We start from the raw sequence: 15,676 nt of genomic DNA, 5'->3' as shown, positions 1-15,676 counted from the left end.
CAGTTGGCGATGGAACGCAAGCGAGTGTATTCAGGCGCGCCTTGGGAATCCGCGATGGGATATTGCCGGGCCATACGGATCGGTGCGCTCGTTGAAGTATCCGGCACGACGGCGATGAAAGACGGAGCGGTGGTTGGCGTTCACGATGCCTACGCGCAAACGAAACGCATTTGCCAGATCATCCAGGAAGCATTGGAACCGCTGGGGGCCAGCCTGTCCGATGTATTCCGGACACGAATTTACGTAACGGATATAACCCGGTTCGAAGAAGTGGCCCGAGCGCATGGCGAATATTTCCGCGAGGTCGACCCCGTATCTTCCATGGTAGAAGTGAGGTCGTTGATTCTTCCGGAGCTGCTGGTCGAGATCGAGGCGCATGCCTTGGTGAACGAATAGAAAGAGGCAGCCGGGCAGCAACTGATGAGGAGGGTAAAACGGCGATGAGCGGCACAAAACGAAAGATCGGTCAGGCGGAATCCCATGCAGCCTCATTTGACGGAAGTCCGCGCGAAGCGGAGGAGCGTTGGAATGTGGCGTTTCAATACGGGGTATACGGAACCGGGGATGATGCCTCCGACCCGGAATATCCGCTGTTTATTAACGACTCCCGAAGACAGCCAGGGAAGTGGAGAAGATTCAAGCCCTCGCTGGCGGGAGCCAGGCAGCTTCACCCTTCCCGTACGGAATCGGTCACGGTGACACAAACGCTGTCGTTCGAGCAAGCGGAAGAGATCGCGCTGCGAATATCTTCAGCGGAGTCGCGCTCCAGCGAGTTGGGCGACCGGACATTTGCCTATATAGGTCCGGATCGGCCTTGGCGAAATCATTGGACGACGGTAGATGCGGCACCGCGCACCTTTCTAAGAACGTATACTTCCATGGAAGAGGTATTGCAGGATTCGGATTCGGGGGGCAATGCGCCTCAATCGATTTCCTGCGATAACCTGCTCACGGAAGAGGGCAGGACAGCGCTGCAGAATGAATTAAAGACGTGCGTGCGTGCGGCGGGATTCGGCACGCGTGCGGGAGTTGTGGCTGCGGCGAAATATTTGGCTGTGGACTTTCCCTTTGACGTGAATTATGTGTCCGGCAACGGGGGCATTTATCATGACGGTGCGATAGCGGTACCCGGCACTCCGCTGTACCGGTTGAAGTATCAAGACGGTCTGAACATTGACAGCGAGACGACGGGTTGGGGCTGTCTGGATGATACGTTGTACCAGAATACGGAGAATAAGGTGGAGAATCCGGCCAAGCTTCATGGAACGAATTGCAGTGCATTTGTCTACTGGGCCATAAACAACGGGGGATTCGATCTGTGCCGGGATATGGACAGCATGATTGCTTACTATCGTCATATTAACTACGATTTTAACAAAAGCGATAATCGCTATCCGATTGTCAAAATAAACGCATCCTTTCTCGGCAACGGCATCGGCGGACGCGATACGAGCGACAGGAACAGCTTTGAACTGACCGGCGAAACCGGCAAGCCGCTTTCCTATCATCCCACCTGGAACGATGCGGATCAAGCCTTAGCGGGCGGAATTCAACCGGGCGATCTGGTCGCTGTGGGAACACGCCACATCGGAATGGTGCTTGAAGTTACCGGCGAATATATTTATACCGTCGATTGTATGGAGCATCAGAACGACTATGCGCTCTGTTACAACGGCTACGGGGAAGGCAAAGCGTCAGCGGCATGCAAAACCAGAATTCAAAGCGAAAATCCGGCTATCGTCCACTCCGGTGTATATGTTCGCAAATTTGCAAGGGATCACGCGCAGAACTATTGGACCCGTCTGATCGCTATGGATTATGTGTACAACAATCCGGCGTTCAAGCGAACCGGCTCCGAATTTTACGGCATATAATCATCTGCTATTTATTGCAATAACAGCCGTGTTGCATCTGTAACGATGCTGATATTGCGTAAATGATAAAGATCCATACAAGGAGGAAGTACAATGGCGTCAAAGTACAGAATTGTCGATGTCGATGCGCACTACCAGGATGACCCGAGACCGCTTCACAAGTATATGGAAGAACCTTGGAAAAGCCGGATTCGCGACTGGAGCGGCAAGTATTACAGACAGGTCGGCGGGGGAATTACACATGATGCGATGATGGGAGGCCGTGTCCGGGTAGGCAAGCATAAGGAGCTGCTGCAGCGAACCCAAGGGATCGAATCGTCGCGGGAAAGCATCCTGGAGACGATGGAAATGCTGGATTTTGAAACGATTATTATGGTGCCCAGCCAGTTATTGCAATTGGCCAACATTAATGACAAGGATCGCGCCAATGTATTGGCCGAGGCACACGTCCAGTATATGCTTGACGATATCGTCGATCCGGAGAAAGGCATTTACTGCTGCCTGCCCGTTCCATCGCAAGACCCGGTTGAAGCGGCCAAATTGGTGGAAAGATACGGCGCGGAACCTGGATTTTGCGCGATCCTGTTCGTGACCCAGGGACCGATGCCGCCGCTGGGCGATCGCTTCTATGACCCCATTTACGATGCGGCGGAAAAATTCAAGCTTCCCTGCATCCTGCACAGCGCTTTTTCCGGACCGGATGCCAATACGTATGCGCACGGTTTTGGCAAGTGGTCGGAGGCGCACGGCCTGGATTTTGCCATCAGCAATATGATTCAGTTGACCAGTCTGGTCATGCAGGGCGTGAAGGAGCGTTATCCGAAGCTGGACTTTATTCTGCAGGAATCCGGCATCTTCTATATTCCGCAAATGATGTACCGGTTGGACAATGAATACATGCGCCGCCGTTCGGAAACGCCGTGGCTCAAGAAGCTGCCGAGCGAATATGTGAAGGATTTCTATTACGGCACCCAGCCGCTGGAATTGCCAAGCAACATCAACCATTTAAAGATGGTATTCGAGATGATCGATGCGCCCAACACCTTGATGTATGCCTCCGATTATCCGCATTACGATTGGGATCATCCGTCCTGCATCGAACGTCTGACCTTCCTGTCGGAGCAGGACAAGATCAACATACTGGGCGAGAACGCACGCAAGGTGATGCGGTTCAAATATCATCCGGCCGGGATCGAGACGGAGGCGACAACGAAACGATGAGCAAACAAGCGATCTGTCATTCATCGGAAATTACCGTCGGCAAGCATAAGGTGTTTACCGTCGGACGCCACTCGTTTGGCGTATTTAAAGTAGACGAAGGTTATTATGCGTTGAAAAACCTCTGTCCCCACCAAGGGATGTCGCTGTGCGAGGGGGCCGGCGTGTTCGATCAAATTGAAGGAGAGGTCACGGCAGACCGCAAATTAAGAGAATATGTGGCAGCGGAGAAAAATCTGGTTGCCTGCCCCTGGCATGGAATTGAATTCGATATCCGCACCGGGCAGTGCTTGTTCCGCCAGGATTGGAAAGTCAAAACTTATGAAGTAACGGTGGATGCCGACGGTAATTTGCAAGTCGATTTGCCCGATTGATGGTGGTGTCATCCATTATATGAAGTGGCAGTAAGCTTCGGGAAACTTGGAGGGAATATGGAACCTATTAAAATATTATCGGCAACCGGTATCCTGGGTACCGGATTCAAGGAAGAGACATTCCATTATTCGTTATCGCTGAAGCCTGATGTGATCGGCTGCGACGCCGGTTCGACCGATGCGGGTCCCCACTTCCTGGGAGCGGGCGTTTCGTATACATCCAGGCAAGCGGTCAAACGGGATTTGACGATTATGCTGAAAGGCGCAATCACCCACAACGTTCCTTTGCTCATCGGCAGCGTGGGCAATGCCGGCGGCGATCCGCATGTGGACTGGACGGTTGAAATCGTTAAGGAGATCGCTGCAGAGGAGAACTTGAGCTTCAAGCTGTCGTACATCTACTCCGAAGTATCCCAGGAGAAGGTGCTCGAATTTTTTCGCGGCAACAAGATGAGGCCGTTGCAGAATGCGCCGGAAATGTCGGAAGAGCGCATCCGGAATTTAACCAAAATTGTTGGCGTTATGGGGCCTCACCCATTCATCGAAGCGTTGCAGAACGGCGCGCAAGTCGTGATCGCGGGAAGATCCAGCGATACGTCCATATACGCCGCAGTGCCGATTCTGAAGGGGATGGATACCGGCTCCACCTGGCATGCAGCCAAAATTTTGGAATGCGGAGCTGCGAGCGTCGAGCGCAGACAGCATCCGGATTGTCATTTTGCCTGGGTGTACCCGGATCACTTCATTGTGGAACCGCCCAATCCTGCGATGAGATGTACGCCATTAAGCGTCGTTTCCCACATGCTGTACAAAATACCGATCCGTTTCATCTCTACGAGCCTTCCGGCATGCTTGACGCGTCGGATGCCGTTTATGAGCCGCATGGCGAACGCGGCGTTAAAGTAAGCGGCAGCAAATATGTCCACTCCGATACGTATACGATTAAATTGGAAGGCGTAAGGCGGGTAGGCTACAAAAAAATATCGATCGCCGGGATTCGGGATCCGATTATACTAAAGCAGCTTCCTGACTATATTGCAGCGGCGGCGGCATCCATTCGCAGAAAAGTGAAGGAAAGCGTCGGCCTCTCCGAAGACCAATATTTGTTGAACTATAGAGTGTACGGGGAATCCGGCGTGCTTGGCGACCTCGAACCGAATAAAGGCCAAATCGGCCACGAAGTCGGATTGTTCTTCGAAGTGATTGCCGAAACGCCCGAATTGTCAACGGCTGTTATGGCGATCGCATCGCACACCATATTGCATCATCCGGTGAAGGAATACACCGGTTTTATAAGCAATACGGCCTACCCGTTCTCTCCGCCTTCCGCGGATATGGGGGCAACCTACGAGTTTGCGATTAATCACATTGTTGAAGTGGAGCATCCGAATGAGTTGTTTCGAATCCACTATGTCCAAATCCAATCATGAATGAAGAAATGAGGTGGATTCGATGTATTTATGCGATTTGGCCAAATTGATCCGCTCCAAAAATGCCGGTCCCTTTATGTTGACGATTGACATCTTGTTTGAGAACGAAGCTTTCTATCGGCAAGCGTTGCGTTCGGGAAAGCTTACCAAGAGCTACTTTTCGCAGGTGTACCATGTTGCGGAAGAGAAAATTGAAATGTACGAATGCGACAACTGCTATGCGTTAAAAGTTTCGTTCCCCCGCTCGACGGTTTCCGGCGGCGTGCTGGACAACGATCTCTTCGGCGGGCAGCAGCACGCGCCGCTCGTATACTTGGAAATTTGAATCGTCAATGAAATGGCAGGGAAGGCTCTGACTTGGAAGCAGCCTTCCTTCCTTAATTATAGGGAGATAACATGGAAAATAACATGCTTGGCGGTAAAAGCATCATTCTGAGACTGGAATTCGATACGAATGCGATTAAATTTGGCCGTGTCGCTGCCGTGATCTTTGAAGCGGGGGGTGACATCGTGGCGATGGATGTGATCCAGACCAGCCGCAATCTGAATGTTCGCGACATTACCATACAACTATCGGACAGCGGCGATATTCATAACATTACGACCGCCATTAACCAACTCGAAGGGGTAACCCTTGTCAATATATCGGATCGCACCTTTCTTTTGCACCTGGGCGGGAAAATAGAAACCAAGCTCAAAACGCCGATTCAAAACCGGGACGACCTGTCCCGGGTGTATACGCCGGATGTTGCCCGCGTTTGTATGGCTATACACGAAGCGCCCAACAAAGCGTACTCGCTGACCATCAAGCGAAATACCGTCGCTGTGATCTCGGATGGCAGCGCCGTGTTGGGCCTTGGCAACATTGGGCCTTATGCGGCCATGCCGGTGATGGAAGGGAAGTCCATGCTCTTCAAACAACTGGCCGATGTGGATTCCGTCCCGATCTGCCTGGATACGCTCGATACGGAACAGATCATAACCGTGATCAAGTCGATCGCTCCCGGCTTCGGAGGGATTAACCTCGAGGATATATCCTCGCCGAGATGTTTCGAGATTGAACAAAGGCTCAAGGAAGAACTGAATATTCCGGTCTTTCATGACGATCAGCATGGAACGGCTGTGGTTGTGTATGCAGCGTTAATCAACGCGCTCCAAATTGTAGGCAAGTCCATTGACGAAATCAAAGTCGTCGTTTGCGGAATCGGAGCGGCTGGAGTCGCTTGCAGCAAAATTTTGCTGTCTGCAGGGATCAAGCATATTATCGGCGTAGACCGGGAAGGTGCATTGTGTGCGAATAAGCACTATGAGAATCGCATCTGGCAATGGTATGCCGAGCATACGAATCCTCAGCTGGAATCCGGTTCGTTGCAGGAGGTGCTGCGCGGAGCGGATGTATTCATTGGCCTTTCCTCGGGGGGGATTGTAAGCCGACAGGATATACGGGGCATGGCAGACAATCCGATCGTCTTTGCCATGGCCAACCCGACGCCGGAAATTCGTCCGGAAGAGGTCGAAGACATTGTTGGCGTAATGGCCACGGGACGATCCGATTACCCCAATCAAATAAACAATGTGTTGTGTTTTCCCGGTATTTTTCGCGGTGCACTCGATTGTCGGGCATCCGAAATCAATGAAGAAATGAAATTGGCCGCCGCACAAGCGATTGCCTCATCGATAACGGACGAGGAAAGGAACAAGTTTTATATCGTTCCCAGCGTGTTTAACCAGCATGTGGTAAAAGCGATCCGCGACCTTGTGATTAAAGCAGCCATCAGAACGGGGGTGGCCAGGAAAATTCCCAATGAATACCGGTATATAGCCGACAGGAGGACGAGCGAATGAATACGGAGTTGCCGATGCAAACGATTCAAATGGAATCCGGCTGGATTCGCGGCGCTGTTTCATTGGAGCATTCGGAGCGCGGCATTCAGCCGTGGCGCTTGCCTTATGACAAGTTTACCTTGTATGATCCCGTGTTAATGCAGAGGGCGTCCTTGCCTTCCGGTGTAAGAATTTCCGTCGAAACCGACTCCGCGCGAATTGGATTGAAGGTGCAGGCATTCGAACAGGAAAGGCAGTTTGATTTTGTCCTGGGTCAGGATATATATACCAGCGCTATACTTCCTGCAGGGGAAGAGCGCTTGTTGGTCGCGCTTCCCGCCGGTCCGAAGCAATTGGAAATTTACCTGCCGCAAAAAGTGCCCGTTACGCTGCAGTCCTTGTTAGCGGATAATGGGTCATTCGTGTCTCCCATGCCGCAGCGTAGGCCGAAGTGGGTCACGTATGGCAGTTCCATATCGCAATGCAGTGCGGCCGCCAGCCCGGCGCTGACCTGGCCGGCTATTGTCGCAAGAAGACTGGGCTGGGATTTGACCAACCTGGGATTCGGCGGCCAATGCCATCTGGAGCCGATGGTGGCGAGACTTATCCGCGATTTGCCCGCCGACGTCATCTCGCTTTGCATGGGAATTAATGTGTATAACAGGGGCAGCTTAAGCATACGCACGTTTCGTTCGGCCGTGATCGGGATGATTTGCATCATTCGCGAAAAGCATCCGCATACGCCGCTGTTCGCGCTGTCGCCGATTTATTCGCCCACAAGGGAAACCACGGACAGCAGCGCGGGCTTGTCCCTGGTCAGAATGAGAGAAGAAATTCGCGAAGCCGTTGCCGTTTTGATCTCCGCGGGCGATCGCCACCTGCATTATGTAGACGGATTGGATATGCTTGGTCCGCAATATGCCGATTATTTGCCAGATCAGCTTCATCCCGATGCCGAGGGATATCGAATCATGGCGGAGAACCTGCTGCAAACCGCCGCCTTTGCTGCGCTGAAGAAGGAGTAACGCGCAAAATGTTTAATGGAGGAGGTTCTTCGTTTGCGATCAATCGAAGCAGGAATGAAGGGTAAAGTAGCCATCATTACAGGGGCTTCCATGGGAATTGGCAAGGCGTGCGCCGAAGCTTTTTGTTATGCGGGCGTTCATGTTGTTGCGGCGGCGCGAAGCAAGGAGTTGGGTGAACAACTGGCCAGGACTTGGACGGAAAGAGGGGCAGGCAGCTGTATATTTTTTGCGTGCGATGTTTCCAAACATGAGAATGTGAAGGCGTTGATCGACTTTACAGTTGCTCAATATGGACGAATTGATGTCTTGGTGAACTGCGCGGGTTATTTTCCGGAGCAGCTTCCGGTGGACGAGATTTCAATCGATGATTTTAATGCTGTGCTTGCGACAAATTTGACAGCCTACTATGCAGGCTGCAAGTATGCTTTGCCCTATTTGCGGACCTCGAAAGGCAATATCGTCAACATAGGCAGCGTGCTCGGCACAACAGGAAATGAGGGATCTGCCGGCTATTGCGCAACCAAGGGCGCCATTACTACCATGACCAAAGCGCTTGCTGTGGATGAAGCCAGACACGGCGTACGCGTCAATGAAGTCAAGCCCGGCCATATCCGTACGGAGATGTTCGAGCTTACGGCAAGCCGCCAGGAAGACCCGGAAGCATTCCGGGCTTACTCCGAAACGCTGCAATGGTTGGGCCGTGGCGGCTTCCCGGAAGAAATAGCCACGGTGGTGCTATTTCTTGCCAGCGAATGGGCCAGCTTTATTACCGGTACTGAAATTCTTGCAACAGGAGGCTATGAAATTGGCGAAGGCCCGAAAATGCCGATGATCCCTTGGTCGACGATGGAAAAGAAATAAAGGAAACGAGGGATGGAATCAATGGAGCGTCATATTCTTCATGAGATCGAAACGTTCATACCCCGGGAACGGATGCTGCTTGATTTGGCGGATCGTTATTCCTATAGTTTCGACGCTTCATTCGGCGAATATTTACCGGAGATTGTTATTCAACCCAAGAATGCCGAAGAAATCTGCGGGCTTGTCAAGCTGGCGAATAAATATCGGTTTCCCGTCTATCCAAGGGGGGCGGCGACATCATTGAGCGGGGGGCCGCTTCCGGTGGAAGGCGGCATGGTAGTGGACATGTCGCGTTTAAACAAGAAGCTGGTGATCGATCGCGAGAATTTATTGGCCATTGTTTCCCCTGGCGTCATTACAGGCGACATCCATAGAAAAGCGGAAGAAGTCGGGCTATTTTACCCGCCGGATCCAAGCAGTTCAAACGTGTGCACCATTGGCGGAAATCTGCTGGAAAATGCAAGCGGGCCCAAAGGATTAAAATATGGAACAACGAAGGAATACGTGATCGGGTTAGAGGTGGTTACTCCTACTGGCGAACTCATTCGAACAGGGGGGAAAACGGTAAAAAATGTGACGGGTTATGATTTGACTCGTCTCATTGTTGGCTCGGAAGGAACACTGGGAATCGTAACCGAAGCGATTATACGGTTAATTCCCAAACCTCAGGCGAAAAAAACGCTGCTTGCCGCCTTTAACCGATTCATCGATTCCGGTCATGCCATTACGAAAATTCTGTCAGCGGGAGTTTTACCGGCTGCCCTGGAAATCATGGATGAGTACTGTATCCGGGCAGTTGAGAACTATCAGCCGAGCGGGTTGCCATTGGATGCGGAAGCGATTCTGATTATTGAAGTGGACGGCCATCCTGCGGCAGTGGATGATGAGATTCGGAAATGCGAGGAGATTTGTTTAGCGCAGCAGGCGATGGTAGTAAAAGTAGCGGCGAATAAAAGCGAGCAGGATGAAATCTGGAAGGCCAGAAAAATGGTTTCCCCTGCGATCGCTCAAATGGGGCCGACCAAAATTTCCGAGGATGCGACGGTCCCCCGCGATCAGATTCCAGCCATGATGGATAAATTAAAACAAATCCGCCAGAAATACCAATTGAATCTTGTCGTGTTCGGTCATGCCGGAGACGGAAATCTCCATCCCAACATTATTGCCGACAAGCGCAATCTCGATGAAATGAAGCGGGTGGAGGATGCGGTAAGCGAAATATTCGAAGCCGCCGTTGCACTCGGCGGTACGCTTTCTGGGGAGCATGGAATCGGACTGCTCAAAGCGCCCTATATGGAGATGGAGCTCGGCAAGGAATGCTTGGCCATGATGAAGCAAATCAAGCAAGCATGGGATCCGAACCATATTTTAAACCCGGGAAAAATATTTCCCCAGCCATCTCAAACCAAGGTGGTGCTAACTTGATATGAGCTTGTCAGACGGATCAGACAAACGGTCCAAACTGGCATACGATGCTACAAACATGTGTATTCAGTGCGGATATTGCCTGCCGGCCTGTCCGACCTATGCGTCTATGGGTGTGGAATCCGCTTCTCCGCGGGGAAGAATCAATCTGGTCAGGTTGGCTGCAGAGGGCAAAATAAACCTTGCGGAAGATCTGGCGAAGCCTATCGATCTGTGCCTGGGGTGCAGAGCCTGTGAGCCGGCATGCCCGGTCAATGTGCCGTACGGCCATATTCTGGAAGCTGCGAAAGAGGCTATTCATGCGGATAAAGCTGAAAAACGAGATTTCCATTCGGGGGATCGAATAGAGAGATGGGCGCTAAACAAAATATTTCCTTACCCGCGGCGATTAAGATTGGCAGGGAACGCCGTATGGTTGTATCAAACATTCGGACTGGACCGTTTCGTTCGAAGCACGGGAGTATTACCTAAAATTTCCGCCAGATTGGCTCAATTTGAAAGGGTGCTTCCCCGCGTGGAGAGGCCGATTCGCCGCACAAAGCGGGGGAAGGTCGTTCCGGCGAAAGGCAAGAAGAAAATGAGCGTTTCCTTTTTTGCCGGTTGCATAATGGATGCCTTGATGAACAAGACGAATCGTCTGACGATCGAACTGCTGACATCCGTCGGATGTGAAGTCATTATTCCCGAGCGGCAAAATTGCTGTGGCGCCCTGCATTCGCATCAGGGGAGGCTGGAAGATGCCCGGACGCTGGCCAAAGCCAATATTGCGGCGTTTGAACAGTCGGGGTCAAGCTGGTATGTCAATAATGCGGGCGGCTGCGGTGCCATGCTGCGCGAATATGATCATTTGCTCGCCAAAGATGAGGCCTGGGCTCAACGAGCAAAGGAGTTCTCCGGTAAATCGAAGGATATAAGCGAAATTCTGGTTGAGTTAGGCCCCCTTCCGTTTGCGAAAAAATGGAGTGGCGGTTCGATTACCTACCAGGATTCCTGTCACTTGCGAAATGTCCAGCGTGTTCATCAGGCGCCACGATTGCTGCTGCAGTCGATACCGGGGGCAAGCTTCGTCGAAATGGAGGACAGCGCAAGCTGTTGCGCTTCCGGCGGGATATACAACCTGGTTCATTTTGCAGAGTCGATGAAGATATTGGACGAGAAGATGGTGAAGGCCGATAACACAAAGGCAACTGCCATTGTAACGGGAAACCCGGGTTGTTTGCTGCAGCTGCGAATCGGAATCGATCGGCGAGGAGACACAGGTCGTGTTCGAGCGTTGCATCTTGTCGAGATTTTGGCCGAGGCATGCGGCTTGGACAAATGAAGAGCGATGCGGCTGCGTCCAGCCGATATCGACCAATGCCGAGAGGCTATTCAACAAAAGGAGAATTTGCATATGGCTTCCTATGATTTAATCGTGATTGGCGGCGGTCCGGCGGGGTATGTCGCGGCGATTCGGGCAGCCCGGTACGGCAAGAAGGTTGCGCTGATCGAACGGGAAAAGCTGGGAGGCACGTGCCTGAATTGGGGCTGTATTCCTACGAAAGCCATGCATCGGACAGCGTATTTATTCAGTCAGTTGCAACAGCTTGCTCACTTCGGGATTCAAGTCGGGCAGATCGAACTGGACTTTCAGCGGGTCATGGCGAGGAAGTCCGAGGTTGCCGCCGCGCTCGGCAAAGGGATTCAGCAATTGATGCAAGCGAACAAAATTGAGGTTTATCATGGAACAGCGGAATTAATCGGAAATCGGGAAGTGCTGATTAATGGATTAGTATTGCAGGCCAGTTATATTTTGATTGCCACGGGATCGAAGGCGGCAGAGATCTCGCTCCCGGGAGCCAGTCTGCCTAATGTTCTGAACAGCAATTCCATATTGGAATTGAGCCGCTTGCCGGCCTCGATTGCCATTATTGGCGGCGGTGTTATCGGGATCGAATTCGCCAGTATTTTTGCCGCATTCGGCACCAAAGTAGCGGTTATTGAAATGTCGGAACGTATTTTGCCCGAGATGGACGAAGAAATAAGCAAACGTTTGGCCGGTATGCTGAAACGAAAAGGGATTGACTTGTACACTTCGGCAAAAGTTGGTGCGATCCGGGGGGCAAGCCCGTTGATGGTCGACTTTGTCGTCAGAGTGGAACCCAAAACCGTTTCGGCGACTCATGTGCTGCTGGCAACAGGCAGATCGCCGGAATTCGGAGGCTTGAATCTGGATGAGCAAGGCATTCGGTATGATACCAAACGGGGCATCGCCGTGGATGCTTGTATGCAAACCAGCTCGGAAGCTATTTATGCGGCGGGCGACGTAACCGGCGGCATCATGCTTGCCCATGTCGCATCGCATGAAGCTCTAGTTGCGGTCGACCACATGTTTGGCGAGTGTGAACGACTGCCATACGAGGCCGTTCCCGCTTGTATATTCTCCCTTCCCGAAATCGCCATGGTGGGATTGACCGAGCAAGCTGCAAAGGAGCGCGGGATCGATATTGCAGTAAGCAAATTCCCCTTTGCCGCCAATGGCAAAGCGCTTGTCATGGGAGAACCCGAGGGCTTGGTGAAAATGATTGCCAGAAAGCAGGATCATGTCATCATCGGGGTACATATGATTGGATCGCACGCGACCGATTTGATTCAGGAGGGTGTTCTTGCCATAAAGATGGGACTCACCTCCGAACAACTGGCAGCCACGATTCACCCGCATCCCACGATGATAGAAGTGCTTCATGAGGCGGCCCTCGGTATTCATGGACAAATGATCCATTACGCAACGGGCAGCAAATAAGCGACCAGTCCCTTGGCGATCGCGCGATGGCCGCGGTCGTTCGGATGGATCGGCAGCGATCCGCGATAGGCGTCCGCGACGGTTCCGTGCCGGTAACCGGCGATCAGCGCGGCTTCCTTGCCCGCGAACCACTTGTGGACGGGTGCCACACGGGCCCCGCAAGCGGAAGCGACCTCTTGAATCGCCCGATTCAAGAGGCGTATCCATTCGCCGGCGAGTGGCGTGTGCGGGAACGGATTGTACTGCGTGCAGCAAACGATCCGGGCGCGGCTGATGCGCCGGATGCGAACCAGAATGGCGCGCAACCGGCGCTTGAAGCGGGCCATGGCCGGACCGGCGGCGGCCGGTTGTCCGTTTTGCAGCGGCAGCAGCGCCGCGCGGATCAGATCGACTCCGCCGATCCATACGGTCACCACGTCGGCTTGCCGGACGGCGGACGATTCCCGTCCATGCAGCGCGCGCAGCAGATCCGTGCTGGACCAGCCCGGCCGGGCCAGGACGATGCCGCTCGCTTTCCGTTCCCCCGCACGCAGCGCAGCCAGCGCCAAACCGGGATAAGCGCGTTTCCGCGAGGAGGCGCTTTCCCCGAACGTAATCGAATCCCCGACAGCGGTATAAATCATTTGGCGATCACCAGCCTCCGCATCTTGTCCTTCCGGTATTATATGGCCCGCGCGCGCAGGAGGTGTGGACGGGAGTCCCCCGGCGCAAGCGGCAAAATTTACGTTGTCGTTGTCGGTCTGCACAAAATGAGCGGTCCCCCGCACCGAATCGTGACCGGATGAACGGGTTTGTATAGCGCTTTATCGGCCGAAATGAGCAAATAAGCTCACCCGAAACCGTTAGAGCGGTAATCGGAACAGATCGGGACTATTGGCGCAATCGCTGCGTTGTCTGCAACCTTTTGCGAGCGGTGCCCGTCTGAGAGGTCGTCAACGTTGACAAACAAGGGTGCGCCAGCGGCCGGGCGGCACACAATCCGATACACGATGGAGGAGACAACATGATCAAACATAAGAAGAAGCTAATCGTACTTATGACCGCGGCGGGACTGCTTGGCGCCTCGTTAACGGCGGGGGCGACGGACCTCGTCGACAAAGTGACCGGCATTTGGCACAAGGAAGTGAAAGTCGTCGTCAACGGTCAGCCGACCGATCTGGTTCCCGTCTACATTGACGGCGTGGCCTACGTTCCCGTACGGGCCGCTGCCGGCGATATGGGGTATGAAGTGACATACAACGACGCAAGCAAGGAGATCGGCTTGAACAAGATATCGCAGGAGGAAGCGGCCGATTACATGCGCGGCACCGGTGTAATCGTGGGCGTGACGCCGATGGACAACGGGTCGCTGCGCATCGAGCTGCTCGGCAAAGGCGCGGGCGCCTGGGTTATCCTCTACGTCGACGATAAAACGACGATCGCCGATGAAGCCGGCAACGCCGTAGCGGCCGCCGACTTGAAAGCCGGCACGCAAATTTACGCCGAATACGGGCCGGTGATGGCGATGAGCTTCCCGGGGCAATCGCATGCGGCGCGCGTTACGGTCAGCGCTCAGCGGCTGGTGAAAGAGGATGTCATCCAGTCGGTCGAAAAGACGGGCGACGGCTGGCAGGTTCGCTTCGGTGAAGTCCGCGACGGTGCGGCCGTGCCGACATTGACGCTGAACGCCGGCAAGGAGACGAGCGTGCTGACGCCTCAAGGCGAGTCGGTCGCGTGGGAGGACCTGAAAGCCGGCGCCAAAGTGCGCGCGTATTATGGCCCGATCGCAACCAAGAGCATCCCGCCGCAAAGCCCGCTGTTTTATCTCGTTGTGCTGCCTGACGGGCAAGACGAGCAAGGTCCTGCGGGCAAGATGACGCCGGAAGCGGCGCAGGAATACCGCGATCTGGCTTGGGCGCAAATCGGCGAGCAAACGTCGCACGTGACTATTAAGCCGGAAGAAGCGGTCGTGCAAATCGAGCGGGCGGAAGGCTCCGGCGTAATGGCGGCTTCGGACGAGCAGAAGCAGCTGCTGGCGGACATTCGGGCTGCGGGCGGCAATCTCGTCACCGTCACGTACCAGACCGATCAGGATCCGCTGCTCGGGCCGCTGACGGTCGCTTTCGATTTCCAGACGAAAGCGTTCGTCGGATTTTTCCCGAGACGTTAAATCAACCCTTCCACAGGCTGTTCCGCGTCGGCTTCGGCCGTCCGGAGCAGCCTGTTTGTGCTACAATGGAGGCATTGAATCGAACCCGGCGTTAGCCGGAGGAGGGGTACCCCGTGCCGAACATGAAGCTGGAGGAAGCGCTCGAAATACTGGAGCGTACGCCGCGCGCGCTGGAAGCGATGCTGGCCGGTTTGTCCGCCGGCTGGCTGCAATGCCGGGAAGGCGAAGGAACATGGAACGCTCCCGAAGTGGTCGGACACCTTATTGAGAGCGAACACACGAACTGGCTGCCGCGCCTCGTTTCCATGCTCGGCGATGGTGAAGTCAAGCCGCTGCCGCCCTTTGACCGTTTTGCTCACTTGAGCCAAGCCGAACGGCCGCTGGAAACGATGCTGGAGGAGTTCCGGGCGATCCGGACGCGCAATATCGCTGCCGTGCGGGAACTCGTCGACCCGGAGCGGGATTTCGACAGGACCGGGCAGCACCCGTCGTTCGGCACGGTGAAGGTGCGCGAGCTGCTGTCTACATGGGCCGTGCACGACTTGACGCACATGAGCCAAATCATGCGGGTCATGGCGGAACGATATCGCGAAGATGTGGGGCCGTGGTCGGCTTTCCTCGGCATTTTACGCAGAACGTGACCTCTGCAGCGCACTGCCTCGCCAATAGGCCATAAAAAATGGCCTATTGGCGGATATGGGCCCGCCGGATCGG

The 15,676-nt window shown here is 53.9% G+C and carries 16 protein-coding genes; 15 read left to right on the top strand and 1 reads right to left on the bottom strand.

Annotated elements, in window-relative coordinates; all coding sequences use genetic code 11:
- The first annotated feature begins 9 nt into the window (after positions 1-9).
- From EXY20_RS18560 to lpdA, 13 genes are all read left to right on the top strand, one after another.
- Positions 10-396: a RidA family protein gene (locus tag EXY20_RS18560; RefSeq protein ID WP_135553601.1), complete on the top strand. Its 387-nt coding sequence runs from the start codon at positions 10-12 to the stop codon at positions 394-396.
- A 44-nt stretch (positions 397-440) separates the two neighbouring features.
- Positions 441-1,874 carry a hypothetical protein gene (locus EXY20_RS18555; protein WP_135553600.1) on the top strand — a complete coding sequence of 478 codons (1,434 nt, stop codon included), beginning with the start codon at positions 441-443 and terminating at the stop codon, positions 1,872-1,874.
- Positions 1,875-1,967: 93 nt separating this feature from the next.
- On the top strand, positions 1,968-3,095 hold the full coding sequence (locus EXY20_RS18550; RefSeq protein ID WP_135553599.1) for an amidohydrolase family protein: 1,128 nt from the start codon (positions 1,968-1,970) through the stop codon (positions 3,093-3,095).
- Positions 3,092-3,466 (top strand): Rieske (2Fe-2S) protein, encoded by a 375-nt coding sequence (locus tag EXY20_RS18545; RefSeq protein ID WP_135553598.1) that lies wholly within the window; start codon positions 3,092-3,094, stop codon positions 3,464-3,466. Before EXY20_RS18550 ends, EXY20_RS18545 begins: the two co-directional genes overlap by 4 nt.
- Before the next feature lie 57 nt (positions 3,467-3,523).
- A complete protein-coding gene (locus EXY20_RS18540) occupies positions 3,524-4,372 on the top strand; it encodes an acyclic terpene utilization AtuA family protein (protein ID WP_135553597.1) in 849 nt (282 codons plus the stop codon).
- Positions 4,315-4,896 (top strand): hypothetical protein, encoded by a 582-nt coding sequence (locus EXY20_RS18535; protein ID WP_135553596.1) that lies wholly within the window; start codon positions 4,315-4,317, stop codon positions 4,894-4,896. The genes EXY20_RS18540 and EXY20_RS18535 overlap by 58 nt, the downstream gene beginning before the upstream one ends.
- 22 nt (positions 4,897-4,918) lie before the next feature.
- On the top strand, positions 4,919-5,221 hold the full coding sequence (locus tag EXY20_RS18530; protein ID WP_135553595.1) for a DUF4387 domain-containing protein: 303 nt from the start codon (positions 4,919-4,921) through the stop codon (positions 5,219-5,221).
- A 71-nt stretch (positions 5,222-5,292) separates the two neighbouring features.
- Complete coding sequence (locus EXY20_RS18525; RefSeq protein WP_135553594.1) at positions 5,293-6,741, top strand: NAD-dependent malic enzyme; 1,449 nt, start codon at positions 5,293-5,295, stop codon at positions 6,739-6,741.
- Positions 6,738-7,745: an SGNH/GDSL hydrolase family protein gene (locus EXY20_RS18520; protein ID WP_135553593.1), complete on the top strand. Its 1,008-nt coding sequence runs from the start codon at positions 6,738-6,740 to the stop codon at positions 7,743-7,745. The genes EXY20_RS18525 and EXY20_RS18520 overlap by 4 nt, the downstream gene beginning before the upstream one ends.
- A 33-nt stretch (positions 7,746-7,778) precedes the next feature.
- Positions 7,779-8,606: an SDR family NAD(P)-dependent oxidoreductase gene (locus tag EXY20_RS18515; RefSeq protein WP_167859351.1), complete on the top strand. Its 828-nt coding sequence runs from the start codon at positions 7,779-7,781 to the stop codon at positions 8,604-8,606.
- Positions 8,607-8,627: 21 nt separating this feature from the next.
- Positions 8,628-10,031 carry an FAD-binding oxidoreductase gene (locus EXY20_RS18510; RefSeq protein WP_135553735.1) on the top strand — a complete coding sequence of 468 codons (1,404 nt, stop codon included), beginning with the start codon at positions 8,628-8,630 and terminating at the stop codon, positions 10,029-10,031.
- Position 10,032: 1 nt separating this feature from the next.
- Positions 10,033-11,352, top strand: a complete 1,320-nt coding sequence (locus EXY20_RS18505; RefSeq protein WP_135553591.1) for a (Fe-S)-binding protein — start codon at positions 10,033-10,035, stop codon at positions 11,350-11,352.
- A gap of 72 nt (positions 11,353-11,424) precedes the next feature.
- On the top strand, positions 11,425-12,813 hold the full coding sequence (lpdA, locus tag EXY20_RS18500; protein ID WP_167859350.1) for a dihydrolipoyl dehydrogenase: 1,389 nt from the start codon (positions 11,425-11,427) through the stop codon (positions 12,811-12,813).
- Here the strand turns inward: lpdA and EXY20_RS18495 are convergent.
- Entirely contained in the window at positions 12,792-13,436 is a 645-nt protein-coding gene (locus tag EXY20_RS18495; protein ID WP_135553589.1) for an SGNH/GDSL hydrolase family protein, read from the bottom strand. The two genes, lpdA and EXY20_RS18495, sit on opposite strands and share 22 nt — an antisense overlap.
- Before the next feature lie 380 nt (positions 13,437-13,816).
- On the opposite strand from EXY20_RS18495, the gene EXY20_RS18490 reads away from it, so the two are divergent.
- A complete protein-coding gene (locus tag EXY20_RS18490; RefSeq protein ID WP_135553588.1) occupies positions 13,817-14,962 on the top strand; it encodes a stalk domain-containing protein in 1,146 nt (381 codons plus the stop codon).
- Between the two features lie 122 nt (positions 14,963-15,084).
- Entirely contained in the window at positions 15,085-15,603 is a 519-nt protein-coding gene (locus EXY20_RS18485) for a DinB family protein (RefSeq protein WP_135553734.1), read from the top strand.
- Positions 15,604-15,676: the final 73 nt, after the last annotated feature.

The sequence above is a fragment of the Paenibacillus cymbidii genome (genome assembly GCF_004764705.1).
GTDB lineage: Bacteria > Bacillota > Bacilli > Paenibacillales > NBRC-103111 > Paenibacillus_AN > Paenibacillus_AN cymbidii.
The sequence above is the reverse complement of the archived record's forward strand: the minus strand, read 5'-3'. Positions and strand labels throughout refer to the sequence as shown.

Excerpts from the sequence above, each read along its gene's own strand:
- EXY20_RS18560 (WP_135553601.1), top strand. The coding sequence starts at position 10 with ATGGAACGCAAGCGAGTGTATTCAGGCGCGCCTTGGGAATCCGCGATG.
- EXY20_RS18555 (WP_135553600.1), top strand. The coding sequence starts at position 441 with ATGAGCGGCACAAAACGAAAGATCGGTCAGGCGGAATCCCATGCAGCC.
- EXY20_RS18550 (WP_135553599.1), top strand. The coding sequence starts at position 1,968 with ATGGCGTCAAAGTACAGAATTGTCGATGTCGATGCGCACTACCAGGAT.
- EXY20_RS18545 (WP_135553598.1), top strand. The coding sequence starts at position 3,092 with ATGAGCAAACAAGCGATCTGTCATTCATCGGAAATTACCGTCGGCAAG.
- EXY20_RS18540 (WP_135553597.1), top strand. The coding sequence starts at position 3,524 with ATGGAACCTATTAAAATATTATCGGCAACCGGTATCCTGGGTACCGGA.
- EXY20_RS18535 (WP_135553596.1), top strand. The coding sequence starts at position 4,315 with ATGCTTGACGCGTCGGATGCCGTTTATGAGCCGCATGGCGAACGCGGC.
- EXY20_RS18530 (WP_135553595.1), top strand. The coding sequence starts at position 4,919 with ATGTATTTATGCGATTTGGCCAAATTGATCCGCTCCAAAAATGCCGGT.
- EXY20_RS18525 (WP_135553594.1), top strand. The coding sequence starts at position 5,293 with ATGGAAAATAACATGCTTGGCGGTAAAAGCATCATTCTGAGACTGGAA.
- EXY20_RS18520 (WP_135553593.1), top strand. The coding sequence starts at position 6,738 with ATGAATACGGAGTTGCCGATGCAAACGATTCAAATGGAATCCGGCTGG.
- EXY20_RS18510 (WP_135553735.1), top strand. The coding sequence starts at position 8,628 with ATGGAGCGTCATATTCTTCATGAGATCGAAACGTTCATACCCCGGGAA.
- EXY20_RS18505 (WP_135553591.1), top strand. The coding sequence starts at position 10,033 with ATGAGCTTGTCAGACGGATCAGACAAACGGTCCAAACTGGCATACGAT.
- lpdA (WP_167859350.1), top strand. The coding sequence starts at position 11,425 with ATGGCTTCCTATGATTTAATCGTGATTGGCGGCGGTCCGGCGGGGTAT.
- EXY20_RS18495 (WP_135553589.1), bottom strand. The coding sequence starts at position 13,436 with ATGATTTATACCGCTGTCGGGGATTCGATTACGTTCGGGGAAAGCGCC.
- EXY20_RS18490 (WP_135553588.1), top strand. The coding sequence starts at position 13,817 with ATGATCAAACATAAGAAGAAGCTAATCGTACTTATGACCGCGGCGGGA.
- EXY20_RS18485 (WP_135553734.1), top strand. The coding sequence starts at position 15,085 with ATGAAGCTGGAGGAAGCGCTCGAAATACTGGAGCGTACGCCGCGCGCG.